Genomic DNA, 21,757 nt, shown 5'->3' with positions numbered 1-21,757 from the left:
GAACAATCGCGGCATAACTCACGTCAGAATGAGTCCCGGACAGACCTAACTTCTGCTCTACAATCTAAACACGGATGTTTGTTGAACACTTTCATGCTGTTTTCGCTATTTCAGATACACCCATCCTGTGAAACGCCTAAATTGACCTGATTTGGGCTTGAACCAGAGCATGGTGGACCAGCTCTGACAGCGGCTCCCCAGCCCTAAAGCGAAGAAACGTTAAACGGTGCCCACAAAGAATGCACTCAAACGGATCAACCTTCACATACCCTTTCAGCATAGCTGCGTAACCGGGCATTTCAGGTGCGTCTTTAGGAGCGACACCCAAGGCACCGTAGACCTTAGGGAGCATCTCACCACGACGTCGGTTTGATAGAAAACCGAAGTATCGAATCATTTTGAAGTGCTTATCTGGAATATGCTCAATCATGCGTTCTATCAGAGCTTCTGGACTCAAAATGAGGGATTCCGTTCGACCATTCCTATGGTTGAGGTAATCAAACGTCACCAAGCCTCCCTGGAAGTTATGTCGTAAACGCGACGCCGATATCGGTGGCCGTTTTAGGTATCGACCCAGGTAAGTCATGGTTGGCGTCACGTTGGCTGTTTTCTTTGCAAAGTGCAGCTTCCATCGACGGCAATATTGGCTGGTTAAAAATCGGGACCAATCTTGCTCATTACGAATGAAAGGGCAGTCCTCTCCACTCAAGTCTAACTCTGAGTAATTGGAGCTGAGAAGTTGAGTGATGGCACCGCGCCAACACTTCTCAGTGGTCTTAGCTTTAAAGAAAATCGGCTTCCATAGACCAGTCTTCTTACATAAACCCCCACGGGTGACAGACAAATGGATGTGCACATTCCAATTCAGCTTTCTGCCGTAGGTATGAAGTGCACAGAACACGCCAATATCGATATCGAGTTGCTTTGCCCATCCTAAGAAGATTTTGGCTGCGCAGCTAAAGAGATGATTGAGAAGAAAACGATTATCCCGAAAGATGGGCCACAGCGTGTGAGGTAGCGTCAACGTAACGTGTTGATACTCACACTCAGGAAAGACATGTTGTTGCTTTCGTATCCACCGCTCTGTGGCTTTTATGCCACAACTGCTGCAAAAGCGAGATTTACACGTCTGGTGAATGTATTTGTGATGGGTGCAGTCAGCATGAGTGCATCGATACTCTTTAGAGCCAAAAGCAGCGGTACTGCAAGCGAGCATCTTGGTGACGTTTTCAATGACGACGGTTCGGAGGGTTTCTCGGTACTTATTGAGGTAGTTCAGCCAAGTATCGTTGGCATTGAAGAGTTGTTTGATGGGCTTATTCGGATGCATGACCTATAGGATAAACGATCCATGTAAAGCACCCTAGTCGGTTGAGTCTCTTTGTTTTCGGCCGTAGGCCGCTCAGGCGACACCGTCGCCGGTTCATCAACCGCCATTGTTGACGCCAATCTTGATAGGTCATGCCGGCTTCGGCTTTAAATAGACGAGTGATGGTTTTACTGCTCGCTCCGACGGATGATGCCAATACATTCAACGGGGGGACGATAAAATCGGCTTGGTTGACTTGTGCGCAGAAACGCGCCAATCGTCGGTCTGTTGGGAGTGGAAGCATTAAGGTTTGGTGTGTTAAGGAATGAAACTCTTCCCAAAAAAGTGCAGACGTATTGAGTGTCTTGTGCTCCGTGATATCCCATTCCCATAATGCGATCTTATTGATCAGCGCTTTCAGTAAATCGTTAACTTTAATCGTGGTGATCTCTTCTGGGCACTCAAATACATCGGTATCAAAATACAGAGAACGATACGCGACTACGTTGGTCATTTGCGCTCGGTGTGGAACATGTGGCGGGATCCACACAGCCTTAGTCGGAGGCAGAATACACAAAGCATTATCCAGTGTTAAGGTAATGCACCCTTGCGGCGCATAAAGTAATTGCCCTTTGCGATGCTGATGAATACCTGAATCATGCTGTCCTAGCTCTGCTGCTATTCCCACTACGCTTGCTTTAATGCTATCGGCATCAAAAGCACTGCTGTCATCGATAAATGCCATTTGTCTTAATCTTAATGTTTTTGTATTTAATACTTCTATTAGGTCAAGGTTAGTGTCACCTACGCTTCGCGTCAAGTTAATGGATTTAAGGTGATTGGCTTTTTAGGCTCTATAGAAGATCTCATTGATATGGGTAGAACAATCATTCTACCTTGAGCCAGTTCCCATTGATTTGGTACTGGGCGGGTTATTCTTGTTATAGTACCGTTATTTCGATTCTGAGCCTAGCCATCGCTGGCTGCGATAATTGATTGTTAAAAAGACACAAGATTCTCAATTGGTTTACCTACTATTGGGCGCAGTAAAATGTTTTTTAGGCAGTTCGATTAAGCTGTTTGCGAGAGTAAGTTGAGTGAATTTGCTTTTTCGGGCTGGCGTTAGATTAAAGAGCAATTAAACGCCTATTGTGTGTAAAGCCAAATGATTCCGCTGTATGGGTTCGCTTTAAGTGCTTCTAACCTACCCCCCAACTGAGCCTGAGTGCATATGACCATCAAGGTCTAAAATATAGACTGAATTCCCTTCGCTTTTTTCTGTTTGAAAACCTTGGAAATAGGTGTTGTAGTATTATCAAAGGTTTCGAGCTTCAGGTAACGCCTAATGACCAACAGGTTCACTTAATCTGGATTTACCCAAAGCTTTGCAAAGTCGCACCAACCAATAGAGTTAATTTCGACATTTCTTACTCGAGATGGAACCGTTAGCGTTAAACTCTCTGATTTGAAGATCGCAAATACATTATTGTTGTAGAGATCAGTTATTAGGCCATCTATTAAGGTTTCTCTCTGAGTAGGGGACTCAGTTTTACGTATGATGTTTAAAGTGTTAGCTAAATTATCATGCTGCTCCCAAGTTAGATTTTTACTCCAAAAAGGGTAAAGCTTGAAAAAAGCAAACAAGCTTGTAACTCGATCTCCCTCTAATCGAATCCCACCAATAGCCAAGTCTTGGTTAGGTACAGCACGTCCGTATGAATGCTGACGACCAATAGGCTTTTTACTTATGGATGAATTGACACGCACTAACTTACGAGCAAAGTTGCGATTTTCATTGTTGTTCTCATAGCTGAACGATATGGGAAATGGCCATTCAAATGATGATTGGTCATTGCATTGAAATAAATTGATTAGTGAATTTTTGATGGAAGTGGTTTGGAGCTCACTATGATTAAGTAAAATGAAAAAGTAACCAATATCACTCGTTGATACTTTGTATTTGTTCTCATCACCATCAAGAAAGAAGAAATTCTCAGCGCACTTTTTGTCTTGCTCCCATTCCGGATGAATCCAAAGTTCAATCCTTTCAATTAATGCGCATTGGCCGCTGTATTGGTCATTTCGTGCTAACCTAAGAACTCGAGTTGAGTTAACCTCAACAAGAAATGGCCCAGATCCTATGGGCAAGTAACTCATGTCTGGCTGATAAATACTATGTTTAGGCATAATTGCTGTTTCAGCTCTGGACAACAACAGAGGTAGGCTAGGGTCTTTGGTTTTCAATCTGATAATAATGCAATACAACGAAGCTATTTCTATGTCGCTAATATGATCGTATAACCTTTGCCAGTACACAGATAGAGACAAGGCTTTTAAGCTTTCAACAACATCTATTGCTGTTACGGCTGATTGGTCATGAAAAATTGCTGAGGATCTCAGATGAAAAGTCCAATTCATATGGCCTTTATCACTTTCCCAGTGATGCGCAAGATCTCCTATAAGCTCTGACCCGTCATAGGTGACTAAAGTCTGAAAAACTTCATGAATTAGATGTCTTTCAGTTCGCTCTATAGAGTTGTGAGGGTGTAGTGGTCCTATCTTTCTGTGAAATGGAGCGTAGATAGTTCTCTCATTTTGGCTAGATGTTCGCTCCAAATATTGCTTTAATCCGACTGCAGCATCTCGTTTGTTAAAGCTCACTAATTGGTGTGCTTGTTCATATTTTGCGCTTTCTATAGCTTTATCTACTTGTGCGTAACAAGCATCGATTGGTTCTACGACGCAGTTAAGTTGCCCTCTTTTGCCTCGTCCTCTAGCTGGAGCCCAAGTCAGCCAATTCATTTCGGACATTTGTTTAAGTAGAGTTCGGGTATGCCTTTCACTGCACATAAAGGCGGTAGCGATCTGTTCAATCGTCACCTTATTCGTGTCGGGACCCATTTTTTGAAACAGGTCCTCGTACAATTCTAGTTTACGTTTATTCATTTATTTTCGCAGTTTCATTGGGCTGTTCTCGTTGAGTCATTCGAGTACGGTTCTCTCTCTGTGTATCCTCCCAAAACTTGTTAGTGTCAAATATTTCATTGAGCCTTTGCACTCTTTGCGCTGGTGTCATATAGAAAATCCGAGCCAGCAATCCCCGTGTTTTCTCGTGTTGATAAGTTGATTGAATGAACTTTGCAATGTAGTCATAAGTTGTCATCTTTTTTACCTGTATGAATGAAAGCATAGACAGGCTAAATGATTTCAGAAAGACAAAACCGGAACACTTATAGAGTTTGTTCCTGTTTTACTAACTGAAGAATCGTTGCTAATACACATAGTTCGCGGGTGCTGAGTGTAAACGACGTGTGTTACAAATGATAAATCTGACATATCTCAATGTTAACGGTTTAGGATAACTCTAGCTTCTTAACTTTGTGCAACCATATGTGAGTAGATTGAAATACTTTTTGATGGTAGTGGTGGTTGCATTTTTTCAGGTTCAAATATGGCTTCAGCTATAAAGGTTCCTTAGCTACCACTGAGCTTGTAAAACTTCATAATGATTATCCGGTTGGCGTACTCGAATATAAATATTGAAGAGAGAGACAATTAAGGTCGTCGCAGATTTATAATATGGATACCAACACACGAATCGACTGGTACTCAAAAAGCGATTTCCAAATGATGGTGGAGGCTTTCAAGCATGTTGACCCTTCTGCTCCGCCTAACTCATTGGTGTTGTAGTGTTGACTGTGGATGCTGGTTTATAGCAGTTTTTTGTGAATGGTCTTACGAATGAGTAAGACCATTTTTGTTTTTAATTGAAGCCGCTACGATGTGCGCGAATTTGATTTAAGGGATTTCAGACAGTTCTTGCTTTAAGTCATCTATTTTACGCTGCTCTTTTTCTATCTTGCGCTGATACTTTTTAATTTTGTCCGACCTGTCGTCTTGTTTGGCTTTTTCTAAGTTGGCTTGGTATTCAGCCAAATCTTCCTCATTGGATTCGATTTTTTCACGAAGGTCGTCTTTCAAACCTTCGTTGGTGCAGTTCTCTTTCGTAGCTTTCAGTGCTGTGGTCAATCGCTCGACTTTGTATTGATTGTCGTACTGTTCCGCTTTCTTTATTTGGTATTCGATCTCACAGAATTTCTTCTCACAGCCTTTGAGCGCGTCGCATTCGGTACTTGCCATACTGCTAAAAGAAAATGCACTGAGGAGCAGTATTGAGCCTTTTAGGTGTCGATTCATGATTTACCTTCTACTGGTTTTGTAGGATTGAGCCTAGTTTACTCGTAACTTAACACTCGCATGCATTGCTTATGGCAGAGGAGTGTTAAAGGTAAGTCTATGTGTAGAATGACTTACCTTTGTTAAAGATAGAATCAAATATGGCTAATCCACAACTTATCGAGGTCACACCAACCGAATCCATTTACTCGTGCTCCGTGTATTTTTTCAGATACCTCTAGATTGAATGCCTCTTTCTTAAGCTCAACCACAACTTCAGTCTTGTATAGCCAGCATTTGAGTTTCAAGAGCGTTTTGGCGGCTTGCTCAAAGTCTGGTTCGCACTGAATTGAGGTTAAAGCCTGTTCGATGGTTGCGAGCATTTCAACGGGTAGTGACAAATCTTCGAAAGTGAAACGGGTGAAGAAGCCTAACCAAGAAGAGAATGAGTGGTTTTCATCGATAATACTGCATAAAGCCGCGTCTCTTATCGTTAAAAAATCCCCATACTCGACGGTGAGCTTAGTCTCACCAGGCTCTGAAGATTGCTTGAAATAAGCTTGGCATTCCGAGGTGTCTTCAACGGTGAATGTTCGGTTGGGAGAAGACAACTTTGGATTTTGAATTTTGAAAAAAGTAGAGCCGTGAGCTTGAGCATGTCCACAGTAGTATTCGCCAACTTTGAGTGTCTTTTCAGGCATTTTTACGCACACCTGATTTTGCGCACACGCTTTACTCTCTGCCCACTCTGGGTAAACCCATAATTCGACTCGATTTAGGATCGGAACCTGACTTGAATACGCATCATTGCGGTTCAGTCTTAGCATCTTGTTTGAGAAGATCGCCAATGAGAACGGACCTGAACCGACCAGCCTCTCGACAAAATTAGGCTCAAAAATCGATGCTTCGGCTCTGGCAAGCAAGCGGGGCAGATGCCAATCCGTCTTGCTGAGTTTAATTGTGATGATGTTACCTGAAGACGCAGAGACTGCAGCAATATGTTGATAGCAGCGATGCCATAACTTGCTTGAAGAGAGCAAAGTCAGACAGTGTGCAATGTCTTGAGCTTCCAGTGTTCGGCCGTTGTGGAATTGCACACCATTACGAATTTGGAAACGCCAGATCGTTGCATCTTCATTGGGTTGCCAATGATAAGCCAAGTCGCCACATAATTTGCCTTGTTGTACCGAGGTGAGACGCTGGCAAATTTGCATCACTAAGAAACGCTCGTCCGTCTTAGTACACGCTGAGGATGAAGTGTTTCGAGCTCACGGTTAAAGGGAATATATGCGACGCTCTGCGCCGATTGACTAGCGCTATTTAGAAAGGCTTGCAGCTCTGTACCAGCATTGCGTCCATTGAAGCTTAAGGTGCTGAAGACCTGCTCGATGTTGCCGGAATCTGCTTGGCTTTGTGCGTATTGGTAGCACGCTTCCATCGGTTCAATCAGACACGTGAGTTGTGCCTTTTTATTGCGTCCTGAACTGGCTTGCCACTCAATCCAGCCTTGCGCTGTCATTGCTTTGAGTAGTGTTTGAACGTGACGCTCACTCACATGTAGAAGCGTTGCGATTTGACTGACTTGGCAGCGTGATACTCCAGGCCCAAAAACCTGAAATATCTTTTCGTACAGTTCAAGCTTGCGCTTTAGCTTGCCCAATTCGAATTCCTAAATGTTAGGTTGAGTTAAGTGTTGGTAGCCTGCATCAGCGAGCGCTTTTTCCATGGTTTCAAGAACCTGTGCACTTATATTTGAGCTTAGGATATCAGACTCAAGTTGTCCCTCTAATACAAGTTGCGAGAAGTGCTCGATTTGATACTCAAACCCATTACCTTGAACGGGGTGCTCGATGGTGAAGGTTTCTTGTTTGTACTCCACCGTTATATGGGCTGGGTTCCACCACTTCTCTTTAATCGTAATGGCGATATCTGGGCCCGTTAATCGCGCTGCACGTGGCAGGTTTCTTACCGTCGAAGCCGATATGGTCGCGTTGATCTCTCCAGAGAACTGGAAGCATGAATCGGTATCAACATTCGAACCCTCATAGAGGCTCGACATTTCGACTTGAGGTATAGAAGGCGTTATCTCAAGAGTGCGACATAAATCGTAGAAGAACCACAAGCCATACACTCCAACATCAAGTGTTGCCCCGCCGGCTAAATCAGGGTTGAAGATAAACAGTTTAGGGTCGTAGTCGTGCTCATTACCAAAGTTGGCTTCTATTGAATCAATCTTAATCTTGTTGTTGGTTAAGAATGAGATGAGCTCACGATAAGCAGGGAACACGACGGTCTTCATCGCTTCTAGCAACATCACACCATTTTGTTCTGCCAGAGCTTTCATTTCTAACCAATCACCAAGGTTAGTAAAGGCCGGTTTTTCTACTAATACGTGCTTGTTATGGCCTAGAAATAGTTTTGCTAGAGATTTGTGATAAGGGTGAACTGTCGCAATGTACACTGCTTCAACATTGGGATCTTGAGCCATGGCTCCATAAGATCCATAAGCCTTGTCGCAACCAAATTTATCAGCAAACAGATCCGCTCTTGATTGGTCGCGTGCTGACACCGCGTAGAGTTCACCAAATGAGCAGTGCTCTGTTAGCGCGGTTGCGAATCTATTCGCGATATTGCCGAGCCCTGCGATACCCCATTTTATCTTACGTTGCGTGTCACTCATCACTTACTCCAATCGTTGATTTGGTCCAGTGTACTCAGTTGGCTCACATACAAATAGAGAACAGATCTTTCAAACTGTTCTCTATTTTTATTATTCCAATCGAAGTGGCGCTTTAGCTTTGCGTGGATAGTTTCCAATCCGCTAGGGCTTTAATATGTTTTGGTCCGATGCCACAACACCCGCCAATAATATTCGCGCCAAGGGCATGCCAGCGTTTTGCATAGGTTAAGTAACCTTGGTCACCTAACTCGCGCATTTCTTGAAGCATGTCATTCGCTTCATGTTCACTGCTGATCGGCGCAAAGTTGTTTGCATAAACACCTATTTCTAGCTCTTGGTCTAACTCATCCATTACCTGTTTGGTATCGATAATCGCTTGATCCATCACTTCGGGCACCGAGCAGTTAAACATGATGCCTGTCGCGTTAGACTGGCATACCAGTTTGACGGCTTCTTTTACGCTCTCACCAGAACGAATAGACGCAGAATCGCCTTTGGTATCTTCTAAGCTAAAGGCGTAGTAACACGGTTTCGTTGATTGCTTAAGTACCCCATGAATGGATTCGAATTCTTTCAGGCTACCAATCGTTTCCGCGATCCAAAGGTCGATGTTTGGATCTTGGGCATCGTAAAGGGTTTGGATGATTGGCGCCGCTTCTTCTATCCTGAACAAGTCAGGTCGGTAGCTGCCAAATGGCGGTGGAATCGCGCCCGCGACTTTTACAGCGTGAGGGGCATTGTCAGCAACCGCTTTAGCCAGTTCACCAGAAAGTGCTGCTAGCTCAAAGCCTCGTTGTTGGAAGAGATCGTCACCCAAGTGAAAAGGCACACACGCATAGCTGTTTGTGATCAGGATTTCAGTACCTGCATCGACAAAGTTTTGATGCGCTTGGCTGACAAATTCGGGTGCTTCAATTAGTGCTTGAGCGCTCCAAAGAGGCTGTGAGAATGGCGCGCCAATTTCTTTGAGTTCTCGGCCCATGCCGCCATCAAGTATGGTGAGTGTTTTCATATTCAATACTATCTAAAACAATTGCTGAAGTTCTGCCGCCACCATATCAGACAACTTTGTCAGACAGAAGCCATCAAGACAAGGTTTAGCTATCGATGAGGGAGTTTCGTTATAGGCCGTCTAGCGGGCTGATCGTGCCACTAAAGTGTTGCCCAATAACGTGAGTGTATATTTGAGTTGTCTTAACATCACTGTGCCCCAGTAGCTCTTGAACGGTTCTGATATCGGAGCCTGACTTTAGAAGTTGCGTGGCAAAACTGTGCCTGAAAGTATGACAACTAATTTGTTTGTGGCGCAATTTATTAAAGTTAGTCGTCTTCTTCAGTGTTTTTCGGAGCACCGAATCGTGTAGGTGGTGTCGGCATACGATCCCCGACTCTGGGTGTTGAGTGACGGATTTTGATGGGAATAGATACATCCAAGCAAGTTGTCGATAGGCATTCGGGTACTTTTTACCTAATCGATGTGGTAATGATGGCCCAAACCCATTCAAGTTATCTTTAGCAAGCTGCTCAGCAACTTGTGAAATTTTGTCTTGAATAGCCTCAGTGAGTGAAAAGCTTAAAATTGTGACTCGATCTTTATTTCCTTTGCCATCGTGGACAGTGAGAGACCCTTGTTTTAGGTCTATATCTTGTACTCGAAGCCTCAGGCATTCAGATACTCTCAAACCTGAACCATACAACAAGCGAAAAAACAGTTGATATTTAGGGACTATTTCATTGATCACCGAGATAGCTTCGGCATGATTGAGTACGCTAGGAATTTTTCGAGACCGAGTTGCATAGCTGAACCCTAAGTCACCTAGAGGTTGCTTAATAAATTGATTGTACAGATAGGCTAGAGCATTGAGGGCAACCTTTTGAGTATTGATGGCGACTTTTTGTTGATTAGCTAAATGAGAAAGAAAGGACACAACCTCAGTTGCATGCATCTGTTCAGGGTGTTTCATTTTATGAAAATGAATGTAGTACTTAATCCAATAACTGTAGGCTTTGATTGTCCTGCGACTATAGCCCCGCATCGTCATATGTTCGCAAATTGCCTGCATGAATTGACTCGCCATATATCCCCCTCCAAAAAACTGTACACACAAACAGTTTATTGCTTGTTGAAAAATTAATGACTTAAAAAAGAGTGGTTTTTAACTCTGAATGAGCACGAATTGAACAATGAGTTGATATTAAATTATTGATTGATAGTGGTATTTTTGGATAGTTAAGAATGATAATGAGCGTTACATAGGCGGCACTGTGTGCTTGCACGTTTTCACCCTGAATGTTTAGACCCACTTTTATATTAAATGCAAATCATTCAGTTGGTTATGAGGGATCTTTTTGATATGTTAAGCGGATGGATTCGTGCTTGCACGATATTAAAATGTTAGTTGCTAAGGTGAAAACCGAGGGTTATGTATTGAAGAGTTTGCTTGGAATTATTGTAGGTCTATCTTTGGTCGCTTCTTTAGGAGTCGGCTATGGTTTAGGTGGCGGAGAAAATCAAAGTACTGCCAATTACATCAATGGAGTTATTGCTTTTGCTGGTTCGCTATCAGCTCTCGGAACGTTATGCACTTTATATTTTCTTATACAAGTAAGGAATGATTGGAAGAAGCCAAAAATTAGTGATGCTGCTTTGGACTTGAAGTTGTCGTTAAGACGCTGGCTAAGAGAGGCTGAGTTACTATGTGAATCAATCCCCGATGATAAAAATTGCCTGTTATCCGCCTTAGATAATTCTAAAGTTGACCTTGCAATTGAAAGTGAGCGATCTTCATGGAGAGAGTTAGTAAGGCTTCATGACAAGTATGAGTTTTATCATGGAGAAAGCGAAGAGTTACAAACTCAATTTTCAGCGTTAAAGGTAAATAGAGAGAAACTTGCGATTTATACAATAAAAACGGCAGACCCAATCATGCGAGTTCAATTCAGTACATTTCTCAGGGGAAATCATATTTTGGCCTCTCGATTAAAGCCTGAGTTAGTGAAGGCCTGTAAGAGTGTTGAGCGTATGATTGAAGTACGCAACTAACAAGGCACTAAACCCGACACTTCAACGCTTGGCATTTTTGCTTCGCAAAAGTCTATGCCAAGGTCTCATGCGGGTTAGTTTAGCGTTAGCCCTTAATAGGAAATATGCATGTCAGTAGAAGTAGTACAAACTGTCTTTAGTAACTCTTGGCTTGAACCCAAAGTTCTAGTTCCTGCTATTTCAGTCTTAGTTTCAGCGGTCATAGTTCCTTTCGCTTTACACTTCCTCAAGTCTCGGCGTGAACGTGCCGACCGGATTCTAGAAATCAGAACAAAAGTATATTCTGAATACTTTAAAAAATTCGAAGAGGCATCACAAGAAACAGGTAATGAATACGAACACTTTTCAAAAGTAACGCTAAAAGAGCAATTTCGGAAGTTATTGGAATCAAATAATTCCCATGAAGCTTTGATCGAGTTTCAAGCGTCTGTGAACGAGTTTCCTTCTAAAATACAGTCAGCTCATAGAAAAGCAACTCAAGAGGCCACGACTCTACAAGTATTAGGCTCTCCGAAGTTGTTCGAGTTAACGACTAGGTTTGAATCTTTACATCAAGAGTTACTTGAGTTGTCTCCACTTTGGATTGAAGAGTTCAAGCAAGGCTTTACCGCAGATGAGTTTGACTCACCGATTGCTTCTCAAATGAAATCTAAAGGTGAAGAAATTAAAGTTTTAAAACAAGACATCATCAGCCAAATGAGAGCTGAATTAGAGTTAAGCTAAAAATTTCAGTACAGGGCTAACAAATTGTTCAACTGGATTCCAAAACGCTCGGCATTTTCGTAATGGCTAGTTGTTGTAATTAAGGTGTTCAAACAGGGTTTAGTGGCAACGTTTTGTCACTAGTTAACAAGGCGTTATAGCGCCCGATAAAATTGAAGATGGATGGTGATGGAAAGTATCGAAAAAGAGCTTTATCAAGCGGCAGTAGAACTAGTAAATATGCGATATCCTTCGGGTTGGGGTGGTGCCGCAGCTATTAGAACAGAGTCAGGAAAAATATTAACAAGCGTTGCTCCTGATACCCAAAACGATGCTCTTTCCCTATGCATGGAAGTGGGAGCGTATTTAGAGGCTCACAAACTCAATGAGCGAGTGACTCACTCATTATGTCTGTGTCGTGAAAATGAGAACGATGAGTTTCTAATCTTGTCACCATGCGGGGTTTGCCAAGAGCGCCTTGTCCACTGGGGTGGGGATGTTAAAGCAGCAATTACGACTTCAGATAATGCATTGGTTTTCAAAACTATACGAGAATTAATGCCTCATCATTGGTCACTTGTAAACGGCAAAGCGCTATAACAAGACATTTAAGACAGATTCCCAACACTTGGCATTTTGCATTCAAAGTTGGGTTAAGTGTTTAAGGTGCAATGGTTTAGGTTGGGTGGCTGGCGTTGCTCACTACTTAACGCGGCTACATGGATTCCCCCGGTTGTCAAACATCCGCTAAACTTATGTTGATGGGTTTTGGACTGCCGCTCTACATTCGGCCTACTTATCGACGATTCGCATACGTCGTGGCCCTGATGACTTGCGCGACTGCGGTGCCTTATTCGTTAGGTGACATCTAGTGTGTCCGCCGCATTAACAGGCTCTCCGCAAGTGGTCTTAACCTATCTCCATCATTAGCGTCTGCAATGACCCGGTGGGTTTAACTCTTTATGCTGCTTAAGTTTTACTTAGGCAGCATAGTTTTCATATTCTGTTTGATTGTGTAAAAGCGACCATATAATTCGTGCGTTCTTCGCGGCAAGTGCCACTATCGCTCGGTTCATTCCTCTCCGCTCTAGAACCGTCATTCCGCAGCCAATTCTAGATTTTAATGTAAACGCCCCATGAACCCACGAGGCGATGTTGTTAATGTTTGAAGTTCCAAGGTAGGAGCGCATCGATATCAGGCTCAGCTTTCGCAAGCTCTTTCATGCACTTGACCATGTAGTCGTAGAGGATAAGGCCGTTGGCTTTCGCCGTCTCGACGATGCTGTAAAGCATCGCGCTCGCATCAGCACCATTTGGTGTGTTCGAGAAGAGCCAATTTTTTCTGCCAATGACCAGCGGTTTAATGGCGCGTTCAGCACGATTATTATCGATAGATAAATGACCGTCATCGATATAGCGGATAAGTTTCGGCCATTGGCCGAGCGTGTATTTTATCGCCTTGCCCAGCGAGCTAGACGCTAGCACTTGTTGAGTCGTCATCCACTCGTACAGCTCATCCAGTATCGGCTTGGCATGCAGTTGACGTTCTGCTTTTCGTGTTTCGACAGTCGCACCTCTTAAGCGCGATTCTATCCCATAGAGCTTCTGGATTTTGGCTAGCGCTTTATCTGCTTTGCCTGACTTACCTTTACCTTGAAGCTTCTTAGCATCCATGAACTTACGCCGTGCATGTGCCAAGCAACCAACATTGGTTACGTGATGAAGACCATCATAGGCACCATAGCCATCGGTTTGCAGATAACCACTGTAATCCCCCAAGAAGGCAACAGGGCATGCCCTCGCGCGACTGTTTTGATAGTCGTACAAGGCGATATTCTTTACATTCGGCAGTGCAGCGTCGGGCGAGTCTGCGCCCGAGCAGTAGAGCCACATATAACACTGTTTATCTTCTTTGAGGACATTGAGCGGCGTTTCATCTGCCTGAACCACCACTTGTTGGAGTAGATGCTCTTTCAAGGCCGCATACAGCGGTGTGAACTTCTCACTGACTTGGATAACCCACCTTGCCATCGTGGTTCGTGATAGCTCGATACCCGACTGGGTAAACAGCGACTCTTGGCGGTACAGTGGCATTGCGTATTGATATTTGCCAAGGATGATGTTGGCTGGCAAGCTTTCTGTCGCGAAGCTTTTAGGGATGATGCTCTGGGGCGCTGGCTTTTGAACGATGTGGCTTTTGTCTTCAGTTTGCTCGCACTGACGACAAGCATACTTAGGACGAACATATTCCAGCACTTTGAGCACGGCTGGTGAGAACTCAAGTTTCTCACTGCGGTCTTCACCGATTTTATGCAGACTATGTTGGCAGCATGCACACTGTTTTTCATGGTCGTCTAAATCGAGTTCGATAACCTCACGAGGCAAAGTCTTTGGAAGTGGCTTGCGTTTACCACGCTTCTTCGTTGTGGTCGTTGTTACCTCAACCACCTCTCCCTTAGCGGCTTCACATTCCACTTCGTTGAAGAGGTCACCTTGAGATTCATCGTAAGGCTTTAACGCCTCCGAGCGTTTTGCGAACTGGCGGTCGAAAGCAAGTTTGAGTTGCTCAAGCAGAGATTGACGCTCTTGTTTCCATTGGTTTTCTGACGCCATCAGCGCTTTCACCATCGCTTGTAGCTTGGCAACATCTTGGCTTTCTGGGTTGATATCTGGCGTCTTTTTCATGGCATTGATTATACTAAAATCATACCATTTACGCTTGGTAGATAAGGCTTTATTATCGATTAAGTCATTGTAAAATCGTTTATTTGAACGGGTTTATGGCCGATAATCGTGAAGCCAGAAAGCAGTCTATCAAGCTCGAATTGAGTCAGGGTAAACACTTCATTTTTCTCTTTTGTAGGCCATTTATACTTGGCTTTTTCAAGACGTTTATACCAAAGCGCAAAGCCAGTTTTATCCCAGTACAGCACTTTGATTTTGTCGCGCTGTTTATTGGTGAACAGGAACAGTGCGCCACTTCCCAAGGGTAAATCGGTGTCACTTTCGATAATCGCCGCGAGGCCATTGATGGACTTTCTAAAATCGACACTCTCACGATACAGATAAATCTCTGGTGCGCTGAGCATATGTTTCATGACAAGGCTCCAATGAGTTCTGCCAGGTAGGTAGCGGGCGTGCCTTGAGGAATGCTCAACTCCACATCATTGATGAGAAGTGTCATGTTAGCGGTGGCTATTTGAGCTTGATATTTCGTTGTCTTTTCGACGATCTCTGCCCGTACAAAGCCTTGAGAGACATCTGCTTTTTTGAGTTGCTGGCGCTTAGCGTAAAACGTCGAGGGGTTGAGTTCATTTAGCTTACAAAATGCAAGCGTTGACAATGAACTCGATTCAGATTGCTCGATGAGCGTTTGCCATTCTTGATTAGTGTGTCGTTTTCCCATTTCAAATCTCCTTATGGTTGGAGACTTGATCTTATTCTTCGCGCTAGGCGATTAGAATGCGGGGTTTATGACGCGCTTACATTTTAATTAGTGTGATCCCACGATCATTTATCAATAATGATTGCAGTTGAGACTTGACGCAGATCCCCCGTTTTGATCTATTACTTTTATTTGCCGGTAACTTGCGATGTCTGCTCCTCAACCTGTCATAAAACGCTTAGATCATCTTGGATTAATCGCTGCATTCTGTCATGAGATTGATTTACCCGGGCTTATCGACCGCATAATTCCTAAGTATTCAGAGCATAATGTCTCACACGGTGATGCCGTTCTAGCCATGATTTTGAACGGTTTGGGCTTCCATAGTCGAACATTGCATATGTTTTCTGACTTTTTCGAGACAAAGCCAATATCAAAGCTGCTTGCTAAAAACATAGAAGCGTACCACTTAACTGATGATGTTCTTGGGCGCACATTAGATGCTTTATTTGAAGCTGATGTATCTATTTTATATCAAGTTATTGCAGAGCATACCGTTGAAAAATTGGGCCTCAAGACAGAGTCTGTCCACCTTGATATAACGAGTTTCCATGTTGATGGTGAATATGCTCAATCAGCAGAGGATGACATTAATTCTATTCAACTCGTCAAAGGTTATAGTCGAGATCACCGACCTGAATTGAATCAGGTTGTCCTTGAATTAATTTGTGAAAATCAAGCAGGGCTCCCTGTTTATATGCAGGCTCTCAGTGGAAACACGAACGATGCAAAAGCATTTGCAGAGGTCACTAAGCGCCATATTCACTGTCTTAAAGCCGCGCAAAATAGTCGTTACTTTATTGCTGATGCAGCTTTATACACGTCAGACAGTATTTGCTCACTTGATGAACAAAAGCAGAAGTTCATTACACGCGTCCCAATGACCATTAAAATGGCCAAACAAGCTCTACTGGCATTATCGCCAGCGCAATTAGAGCCTATCGGTAATGGTTATTCGGGGCACTGGATTGAATCTGATTATGGCAACGTGAAGCAGCGATGGTTGTTAGTGAACAGCGAGCAAGCGACAAAGCGAGAAGAAGCCACTTTTTATAAAAATTTGGATAAAAATCTGACCAAAGAGCTTAAATCTCTAGCTCAATTAGCTAAGAAACAATTTGCCTGTGCGACTGATGCACAAAAGGCTATGAGTGAATTTCAGAGTCAATGCCAACTGTTGAGTTTCGAGCAAAGTGAGATACGGCAAGTGCCCGAGTTTGCTGGCCGAGGGCGCCCTAAAAAAGATGAGGTTCCAACTGGATACCACTACAAAATTGAAGCAAATCCGTTCACTGATTTAGAAAAAGTAAAACTCGCGAAGCTTAAAGTTGGTATGTTCATTCTTGCGACCAATGATACTGAAAGTACCGATTTCGATATGGCTGCGTTACTGGAACACTACAAGTCACAACAGAAAGTCGAGCGAGGTTTTCGCTTCCTTAAAAGCCCTGAGTTTTTAACATCATCTATCTTCTTAAAAAAACCACAACGCATCGAAGCTTTACTCATGATAATGACCTTAAGCCTAATGGTTTATGCTGGACTCGAGCATAAGATACGTGAAGAGTTGGCTGTTACTGAAGAATTTTTTCCAAGCATGGTTAAGAACAAAACCACATCTAAGCCAACTGCTCGCTGGGTGTTTTTAAAATTTGAAGGGGTCGATACACTTGAGTTCGGCGAACAATGGTTTATCACCGGCATTCAAGACCATCAGAGGAGATTGCTTCAATTGCTAGGTAAGCTATATGAAGCAATTTATTCCTAAATGAGGTGCGGAATGTCGGTTATAAGGAACATGTCCATACCATCACGGCAGATAACGGGAGAGAGTTTGCAGGCCACGAAACCATCGCAAAGGCGTTGGAGGCTGATGTGTACTTTGCCCACCCTTATAGTTCTTGGGAGCGTGGAGCCAATGAGAATGCTAACGGGCTTTTAAGGCAATATGTGAAGAAAGGAACCGACTTAACAACGGTAACAGACAGCGATATTGAATTCGCTGTATCACGGATAAATTATCGACCGAAAAAGTGTTTAGACTTCAAGCAACCAGCGATTGTCTTTAAAGAAATGGTATTGGCTGCTTGATATTGGAGAGTGTCGCACTTCGGAGTTGAATTCGGGCTAATTAAAATTTATAAGCTGCTTGTATTTTATAGTTCACACCTGGTTCATAATCACTCGCAAAAGAGCTACCTGGGCGATCAAAACCTTCTTCTTCAAATACAACTGATGCATGTGATACATACTCTTTGTTAAAGATATTCTCAATACCAGCAGTGATAGTTAAATCTTGCATAGACTTAGGTGTCCATTGCAGATTTATATTATGTACGTCATAACCTTTTTTATCTCTGTCACTATTCGTTTTAGCATCAAGGTCGAAGGTCACAAGACTTGTCCATAAAACACTTAAACCAGTCTCTTCTGAAGTAAGGCCTAAACTCAACGCTACACTATCACCAACTTGATTTTCTAGTGATGAACCGACTATAACATCATCATTATTAGAAGAAACATATTCAGAGTCAGAATGTGCGTATGAAAGCGTAGCAAAATAAATACCTTTATCTGCTTTCATGCTCGCTTCAAAACCATTAATCTTGACATCACCATCGTTTGATAACTCTCCTAATGAGTAGTAATCATCAATATGAGTTTCAAAAATAGTTAAATCCACTGCGAATCTATCAACGGCTTGTAGCTCAGTGTTCTTATAGTTCAAAGAGAGTTCATAGTTTATTCCGGTCTCCGGCTTCAAATTAAAAGATTTCGTCTCACTGCGTGAGCTAAATGAATCGTCAAGCTCTGGACCATTAGAAAATTGCGCGGCACTCACTTGAGTCGTCCAATTTCTGTTAATTTCATATTTGCCAGCTAAAGCAAATACAGTTTCATTAAACGAGTCTTCTTTGTTATACATATTGATATTATAATTTGTATAACGGACACCAGGAGTCAAGTACAGTCCATTTAACGCTTCAATTTCAGATTCAACGAATACAGCCAGTTCTTTAGATGTATGGACTGGTGTTTTCTTTACAACAACTTCTTCTGCGAAGTTTTCTCGATAATTTTCCATATCACTATATTCACCACCATAGCGATAAATACTGTTTAAACCCAACAGACTATCGTGTGTAATGAATAATGTTTTTGCTCCATATGTTTCTGTTACCCCAGTTGCGTCTGAAGGAACCCAATCGCCAGCCACGTTATCAGCGCCACTGTCTTGTTTATGCGTAACTTTATTGGCATAAATAGTAGATTTTGCATCTGTGTTGGCAAAACTAACCTCATGATTTAAGGTTAATGTTTCTCTTTTATTTTCAACATCTTCAGTACCACGACTATAGCTATTACTCTGACCGAACTCAGGTTTTTCAGGGTAATCCCCACTATCATCATAATTATCATAAGATAATTCAAGACGGTTCGTATCCGAAATATCCCACCCAGCTTTTATAAGGATGTTATTCAGTTGCCCTTCGCCACCTTCTTCTTTCTTACCTGATGGATATTCAGTATTCCCTGTCGATCTTCCAGAATAATAAGCCAGAGCATCAAATGAACTCCCCAATTTTCCATATACAGCTGCACTATATGAATCATAATTATTCGTAGCAGTTCCAGCAAGAACCTGAGCTCCTATTGTTTGCCCTGGTTTTAGAAGATCTGCGGCATCTTTTGTTTCAAAAGCAACTCCTCCCCCAATACCTGATTGTGTAACAGAGTTATTACCAACTTGAATATCTGCGGATTTTAACATTTCAGGGTTTACGATTATTGAACCATAATGGTGGAAGGCTCTACCACCTTGCTTTGCTCCATCAATAGTAATGTCTAATTTTTCATCTTCTAAGCCGCGAATGTTAATTCTTTGTACCGTTTGATGTGTACCACCAACATCAACCCCAGCTTTATCCCTTAATAAATCAGCTAAATGATCGGCTTGCTTCAATTCAATTTCTTCTTCAGAAATCGAATTTTTTAATTGGCTTCCGACAACTAACACAGTTTCATCTGCATCATTAGAAGCGTAACTATTTGCACTTAAGGCAATAGCTATCATCAAAGAAACATTTTTTATCTTCATATTTAATCCATAACAAAATAAAATAATAGAAGCAGAAAATATAAACAAAAAAATAGAAACCCATTGAGTACAACGAGTATCAACTGTAAATATAAAACTATAGTGAAAACAGCCTGCTTACATAAGGATCTCAATTCTAATGATAATTATTATCATTAGAATAAAATTTACATTACTTACATTACTTACACTTATTTACATTTTGTTACACTGGTATTCGCTAATGATAAATCATAGGTGCATAATCAAAGGTTATAACAGATCGAAAACCATATATTATGGTGTGATGGTTATCTATCCGAGCCTGTAATTTAAATTGTGTATCTGCTTATAATTCAGTCAGCAATGGCTAAGGATAAGCAATATAGGGCTTTGTTGCGTAATTCAATAGAGCTAAATCAAGAACCTAAGATTTGATCTGCTACTTCCATTCTCTCTTGTAGCTCCATACCTAAACCCTTAGAAAACAAACAACTGGAAGCAATAAGCGGGTGGGAGTAAAGCAAACAGAACTGGCGCGGAAGGCCACGTCGGTTCAGTGATTCAGCGATCACGACAGCACTCATAGTGAAACGAGTTTTTCTATGCCACTGAGAGCGCTTCAAGGGTTTATCGACTCGATATTTAGGTTGGCCCATGTACCGTTAAGTAATACGCATTGCACCTGCATCAGTCGTAGAGCCAAGCAAGTTGAGGTTTTATATAAGACTAAAACGAGTGGAGCTATACAGCACCTAGCCATTGCGCTTATTTCACGAAGAGAAGGGGTTGGTTCCTGAATCGAAAGATGACCTCTATGATCAATTTACCGGCTTCATTCATATGGCGATTTCGCTAGAATCAAAACAAGCGGTGGATGAACTCACCAACCGTTTGGTTGGAGATGGTTATTAGCGCTTAGATGGCCCAAGAAGCACTGGCGATGGCTTCGATCCTGATGGTAATCGATTGGAACTTACCGTTTAATGTAGAGACTTAATTGAGTTAATCATCTACAAACAGAGCTGAGGTATGACAATGATGAAGCGTGCTGTGACTTTCCTTTTTGGTATTGGGCTTATGGGGTGTGTTACCTCAGAACCGGTTTATGAGTCAGAGACTAACTCTAAGCCTGAACCTGAACCATCACAACCAATAGGGTACCTCGGCTTTAAAGTTCATCAAGAGTGGGCTCTTAAATTTAATGACTGTGCGGTTTATGATCTCATAGGAGCGAAGCCCTACCAATGGTTTGATCGCACATCCACTTCCGTGAATTGTTATACTTTCAAGCCAAACGATGCCATGGAGCCTTTGTTTGTTTATACCGAAGCTAACTTCGAAAGTAATCAACTACCACCGATTGACCGTTTCCAAGAGCTACAGGTCTCCGAGTCTGGCTGGGGTAAATTTCCTAGCGTCTATGAGACAAACGGCACCAATTGGCTTAGAGTTAAAGAAGGCTGGATTCACCTTACTCTCGCAGATCAGACACTCGTACAGTTCTACCCTGGAAACCAAGATCAATCTGGCAAATCACAACATGATCAGTATTTTGAACAGCATTAAGGTTTGGCTGAGATTTACCACCAAAAAATTTGACATCATGCTTTTCGGTATCGATAGTAAATCTTGTGTAGCCAAGGTGAATACCTTGACCAAAGATTAAGCCGATAACTGTGCCGGTTTTTGGGTGAACAACAGGTTCGATCAAGCCATTATCCGAGTGAGCACCGAAGATGACATCCATTCCCAAAAGTTTGCCTGCCATTTCGTAATCTTCATCAAATCCACGTTGAACTTCTGGATCGGCTTCTTTGGCAGTTTGCATTGGCGCCGTTTTGTTTTGGTGCGTTAGTACTACGATCATGTCGACATCATCGCGGATTTTATCAGCCCATTTTTGAGCGATTTCCGTAGGATCTTTGACGGTTAGCCCTTTACGGTTTCCTTTCCACATTGTGTTGTAGAACGCATCGACTGGTTCGTAAACACTTTCAATATCGTTGGTATGAAGCAGAGTGATCTCTTTTATTTCGGCTAGGGTTGGCATTGAAGCCACTGTCGTTAATACCGAGACAGCAAAGCATAAAGGTTTCATTTTAAGGTTTTTCATAGCGTGCTCATGTCAGTGAAGGGAACGTTTGCCATTTTAGTGAGCACGAGTGGGATGAGTGTGCTCCAAAGCACAGTCCTTAGCCTAGATTGATCCTTTAAACCAAGGAATTGCCTTTTGAGTTGGTTTAATGAAAAGAGTCGATTGGCAGAGGTATGAGCTCAAATAAATCCTAAGTTTGATCAAAAAGGTATTTTTGAAACCGGTT

General features: G+C 42.5%; 16 protein-coding genes and 6 pseudogenes. 8 read left to right on the top strand and 14 right to left on the bottom strand.

The window, feature by feature from the left end; all coding sequences use genetic code 11:
• Window positions 1-136 precede the first annotated feature (136 nt).
• From ACMAZD_RS18415 to ACMAZD_RS18380, 8 genes and pseudogenes are all read right to left on the bottom strand, one after another.
• Window positions 137-1,330 carry an IS91 family transposase gene (locus ACMAZD_RS18415; RefSeq protein WP_435247018.1) on the bottom strand — a complete coding sequence of 398 codons (1,194 nt, stop codon included), beginning with the start codon at window positions 1,328-1,330 and terminating at the stop codon, window positions 137-139.
• Window positions 1,317-2,054: an AraC family ligand binding domain-containing protein gene (locus tag ACMAZD_RS18410; RefSeq protein ID WP_435250105.1), complete on the bottom strand. Its 738-nt coding sequence runs from the start codon at window positions 2,052-2,054 to the stop codon at window positions 1,317-1,319. The genes ACMAZD_RS18415 and ACMAZD_RS18410 overlap by 14 nt, the downstream gene beginning before the upstream one ends.
• Before the next feature lie 617 nt (window positions 2,055-2,671).
• Entirely contained in the window at window positions 2,672-4,255 is a 1,584-nt protein-coding gene (locus ACMAZD_RS18405) for an SgrR family transcriptional regulator (RefSeq protein ID WP_435250104.1), read from the bottom strand.
• A gap of 852 nt (window positions 4,256-5,107) precedes the next feature.
• Window positions 5,108-5,506, bottom strand: coding sequence for a DUF1090 domain-containing protein (locus ACMAZD_RS18400; RefSeq protein ID WP_372195866.1), 399 nt, complete (start codon window positions 5,504-5,506; stop codon window positions 5,108-5,110).
• A gap of 134 nt (window positions 5,507-5,640) precedes the next feature.
• Window positions 5,641-7,145 (bottom strand): annotated as a pseudogene (locus ACMAZD_RS18395) (SgrR family transcriptional regulator).
• 9 nt (window positions 7,146-7,154) lie between these two features.
• A complete protein-coding gene (locus ACMAZD_RS18390) occupies window positions 7,155-8,165 on the bottom strand; it encodes a Gfo/Idh/MocA family protein (RefSeq protein WP_435250103.1) in 1,011 nt (336 codons plus the stop codon).
• 112 nt (window positions 8,166-8,277) lie between these two features.
• Complete coding sequence (locus tag ACMAZD_RS18385; protein WP_435250102.1) at window positions 8,278-9,177, bottom strand: homocysteine S-methyltransferase family protein; 900 nt, start codon at window positions 9,175-9,177, stop codon at window positions 8,278-8,280.
• Between the two features lie 109 nt (window positions 9,178-9,286).
• Window positions 9,287-10,243, bottom strand: coding sequence for an integron integrase (locus tag ACMAZD_RS18380; protein ID WP_435250101.1), 957 nt, complete (start codon window positions 10,241-10,243; stop codon window positions 9,287-9,289).
• A 299-nt stretch (window positions 10,244-10,542) separates the two neighbouring features.
• Between ACMAZD_RS18380 and ACMAZD_RS18375 the strand changes: the two genes are divergently transcribed.
• The 3 genes from ACMAZD_RS18375 (at window position 10,543) to ACMAZD_RS18365 (ending at window position 12,510) form a co-directional block, all read left to right on the top strand.
• Complete coding sequence (locus ACMAZD_RS18375) at window positions 10,543-11,208, top strand: hypothetical protein (RefSeq protein WP_435250100.1); 666 nt, start codon at window positions 10,543-10,545, stop codon at window positions 11,206-11,208.
• A gap of 108 nt (window positions 11,209-11,316) precedes the next feature.
• Window positions 11,317-11,931, top strand: coding sequence for a hypothetical protein (locus ACMAZD_RS18370; protein WP_435250099.1), 615 nt, complete (start codon window positions 11,317-11,319; stop codon window positions 11,929-11,931).
• Window positions 11,932-12,099: 168 nt separating this feature from the next.
• Window positions 12,100-12,510 (top strand): cytidine deaminase, encoded by a 411-nt coding sequence (locus tag ACMAZD_RS18365; protein WP_102267048.1) that lies wholly within the window; start codon window positions 12,100-12,102, stop codon window positions 12,508-12,510.
• A 380-nt stretch (window positions 12,511-12,890) separates the two neighbouring features.
• Here ACMAZD_RS18365 and ACMAZD_RS18360 read toward each other — a convergent pair.
• From ACMAZD_RS18360 to tnpA, 4 genes and pseudogenes are all read right to left on the bottom strand, one after another.
• Window positions 12,891-13,004, bottom strand: a pseudogene (locus tag ACMAZD_RS18360) (IS110 family transposase); the annotation flags it as partial.
• Window positions 13,005-13,068: 64 nt separating this feature from the next.
• On the bottom strand, window positions 13,069-14,595 hold the full coding sequence (gene tnpC / locus ACMAZD_RS18355; RefSeq protein ID WP_435250098.1) for an IS66 family transposase: 1,527 nt from the start codon (window positions 14,593-14,595) through the stop codon (window positions 13,069-13,071).
• A 59-nt stretch (window positions 14,596-14,654) separates the two neighbouring features.
• A complete protein-coding gene (gene tnpB / locus ACMAZD_RS18350; protein ID WP_016785808.1) occupies window positions 14,655-15,008 on the bottom strand; it encodes an IS66 family insertion sequence element accessory protein TnpB in 354 nt (117 codons plus the stop codon).
• The gene (tnpA, locus tag ACMAZD_RS18345; RefSeq protein WP_016767112.1) at window positions 15,005-15,316 is read right to left on the bottom strand and encodes an IS66 family insertion sequence element accessory protein TnpA; all 312 of its coding nucleotides are present in this window, start codon (window positions 15,314-15,316) and stop codon (window positions 15,005-15,007) included. The genes tnpB and tnpA overlap by 4 nt, the downstream gene beginning before the upstream one ends.
• 187 nt (window positions 15,317-15,503) lie before the next feature.
• Here tnpA and ACMAZD_RS18340 point away from each other — a divergent pair, with 187 nt between their 5' ends.
• Together ACMAZD_RS18340 and ACMAZD_RS18335 are read left to right on the top strand one after the other, a co-directional pair.
• The gene (locus ACMAZD_RS18340; RefSeq protein WP_435250097.1) at window positions 15,504-17,123 is read left to right on the top strand and encodes an IS1634 family transposase; all 1,620 of its coding nucleotides are present in this window, start codon (window positions 15,504-15,506) and stop codon (window positions 17,121-17,123) included.
• Window positions 17,124-17,143: 20 nt separating this feature from the next.
• Window positions 17,144-17,446, top strand: a pseudogene (locus tag ACMAZD_RS18335) (IS30 family transposase); the annotation flags it as partial.
• A 40-nt stretch (window positions 17,447-17,486) separates the two neighbouring features.
• Here ACMAZD_RS18335 and ACMAZD_RS18330 read toward each other — a convergent pair.
• Window positions 17,487-19,454, bottom strand: a complete 1,968-nt coding sequence (locus ACMAZD_RS18330) for a TonB-dependent receptor domain-containing protein (RefSeq protein WP_435250096.1) — start codon at window positions 19,452-19,454, stop codon at window positions 17,487-17,489.
• A gap of 501 nt (window positions 19,455-19,955) precedes the next feature.
• Here ACMAZD_RS18330 and ACMAZD_RS18325 point away from each other — a divergent pair.
• The 3 genes and pseudogenes from ACMAZD_RS18325 to ACMAZD_RS18315 all read left to right on the top strand — a co-directional run.
• Window positions 19,956-20,197 (top strand): annotated as a pseudogene (locus tag ACMAZD_RS18325) (transposase); the annotation flags it as partial.
• Window position 20,198: 1 nt separating this feature from the next.
• Window positions 20,199-20,420: pseudogene (locus tag ACMAZD_RS18320) on the top strand (VOC family protein); the annotation flags it as partial.
• Window positions 20,421-20,471: 51 nt separating this feature from the next.
• Entirely contained in the window at window positions 20,472-21,002 is a 531-nt protein-coding gene (locus ACMAZD_RS18315; RefSeq protein WP_435250553.1) for a hypothetical protein, read from the top strand.
• Between the two features lie 4 nt (window positions 21,003-21,006).
• On the opposite strand, the pseudogene ACMAZD_RS18310 reads toward ACMAZD_RS18315, so the two are convergent.
• Window positions 21,007-21,549: pseudogene (locus ACMAZD_RS18310) on the bottom strand (bifunctional metallophosphatase/5'-nucleotidase); the annotation flags it as partial.
• Window positions 21,550-21,757 lie beyond the last annotated feature (208 nt).

The organism is Vibrio sp. nBUS_14 (assembly GCF_051201655.1).
Classification (GTDB): Bacteria; Pseudomonadota; Gammaproteobacteria; order Enterobacterales; family Vibrionaceae; genus Vibrio.
Note: the sequence above shows the minus strand (reverse complement) of the source record. Positions and strands in the feature narration are given on the sequence as shown.

Coding starts and splice junctions, on each gene's coding strand:
- ACMAZD_RS18415 (WP_435247018.1), bottom strand. CDS start 1,330: ATGCATCCGAATAAGCCCATCAAACAACTCTTCAATGCCAACGATACT.
- ACMAZD_RS18410 (WP_435250105.1), bottom strand. CDS start 2,054: ATGGCATTTATCGATGACAGCAGTGCTTTTGATGCCGATAGCATTAAA.
- ACMAZD_RS18405 (WP_435250104.1), bottom strand. CDS start 4,255: ATGAATAAACGTAAACTAGAATTGTACGAGGACCTGTTTCAAAAAATG.
- ACMAZD_RS18400 (WP_372195866.1), bottom strand. CDS start 5,506: ATGAATCGACACCTAAAAGGCTCAATACTGCTCCTCAGTGCATTTTCT.
- ACMAZD_RS18390 (WP_435250103.1), bottom strand. CDS start 8,165: ATGAGTGACACGCAACGTAAGATAAAATGGGGTATCGCAGGGCTCGGC.
- ACMAZD_RS18385 (WP_435250102.1), bottom strand. CDS start 9,177: ATGAAAACACTCACCATACTTGATGGCGGCATGGGCCGAGAACTCAAA.
- ACMAZD_RS18380 (WP_435250101.1), bottom strand. CDS start 10,243: ATGGCGAGTCAATTCATGCAGGCAATTTGCGAACATATGACGATGCGG.
- ACMAZD_RS18370 (WP_435250099.1), top strand. CDS start 11,317: ATGTCAGTAGAAGTAGTACAAACTGTCTTTAGTAACTCTTGGCTTGAA.
- ACMAZD_RS18365 (WP_102267048.1), top strand. CDS start 12,100: ATGGAAAGTATCGAAAAAGAGCTTTATCAAGCGGCAGTAGAACTAGTA.
- tnpC (WP_435250098.1), bottom strand. CDS start 14,595: ATGAAAAAGACGCCAGATATCAACCCAGAAAGCCAAGATGTTGCCAAG.
- tnpB (WP_016785808.1), bottom strand. CDS start 15,008: ATGAAACATATGCTCAGCGCACCAGAGATTTATCTGTATCGTGAGAGT.
- tnpA (WP_016767112.1), bottom strand. CDS start 15,316: ATGGGAAAACGACACACTAATCAAGAATGGCAAACGCTCATCGAGCAA.
- ACMAZD_RS18340 (WP_435250097.1), top strand. CDS start 15,504: ATGTCTGCTCCTCAACCTGTCATAAAACGCTTAGATCATCTTGGATTA.
- ACMAZD_RS18330 (WP_435250096.1), bottom strand. CDS start 19,454: ATGAAGATAAAAAATGTTTCTTTGATGATAGCTATTGCCTTAAGTGCA.
- ACMAZD_RS18315 (WP_435250553.1), top strand. CDS start 20,472: ATGATGAAGCGTGCTGTGACTTTCCTTTTTGGTATTGGGCTTATGGGG.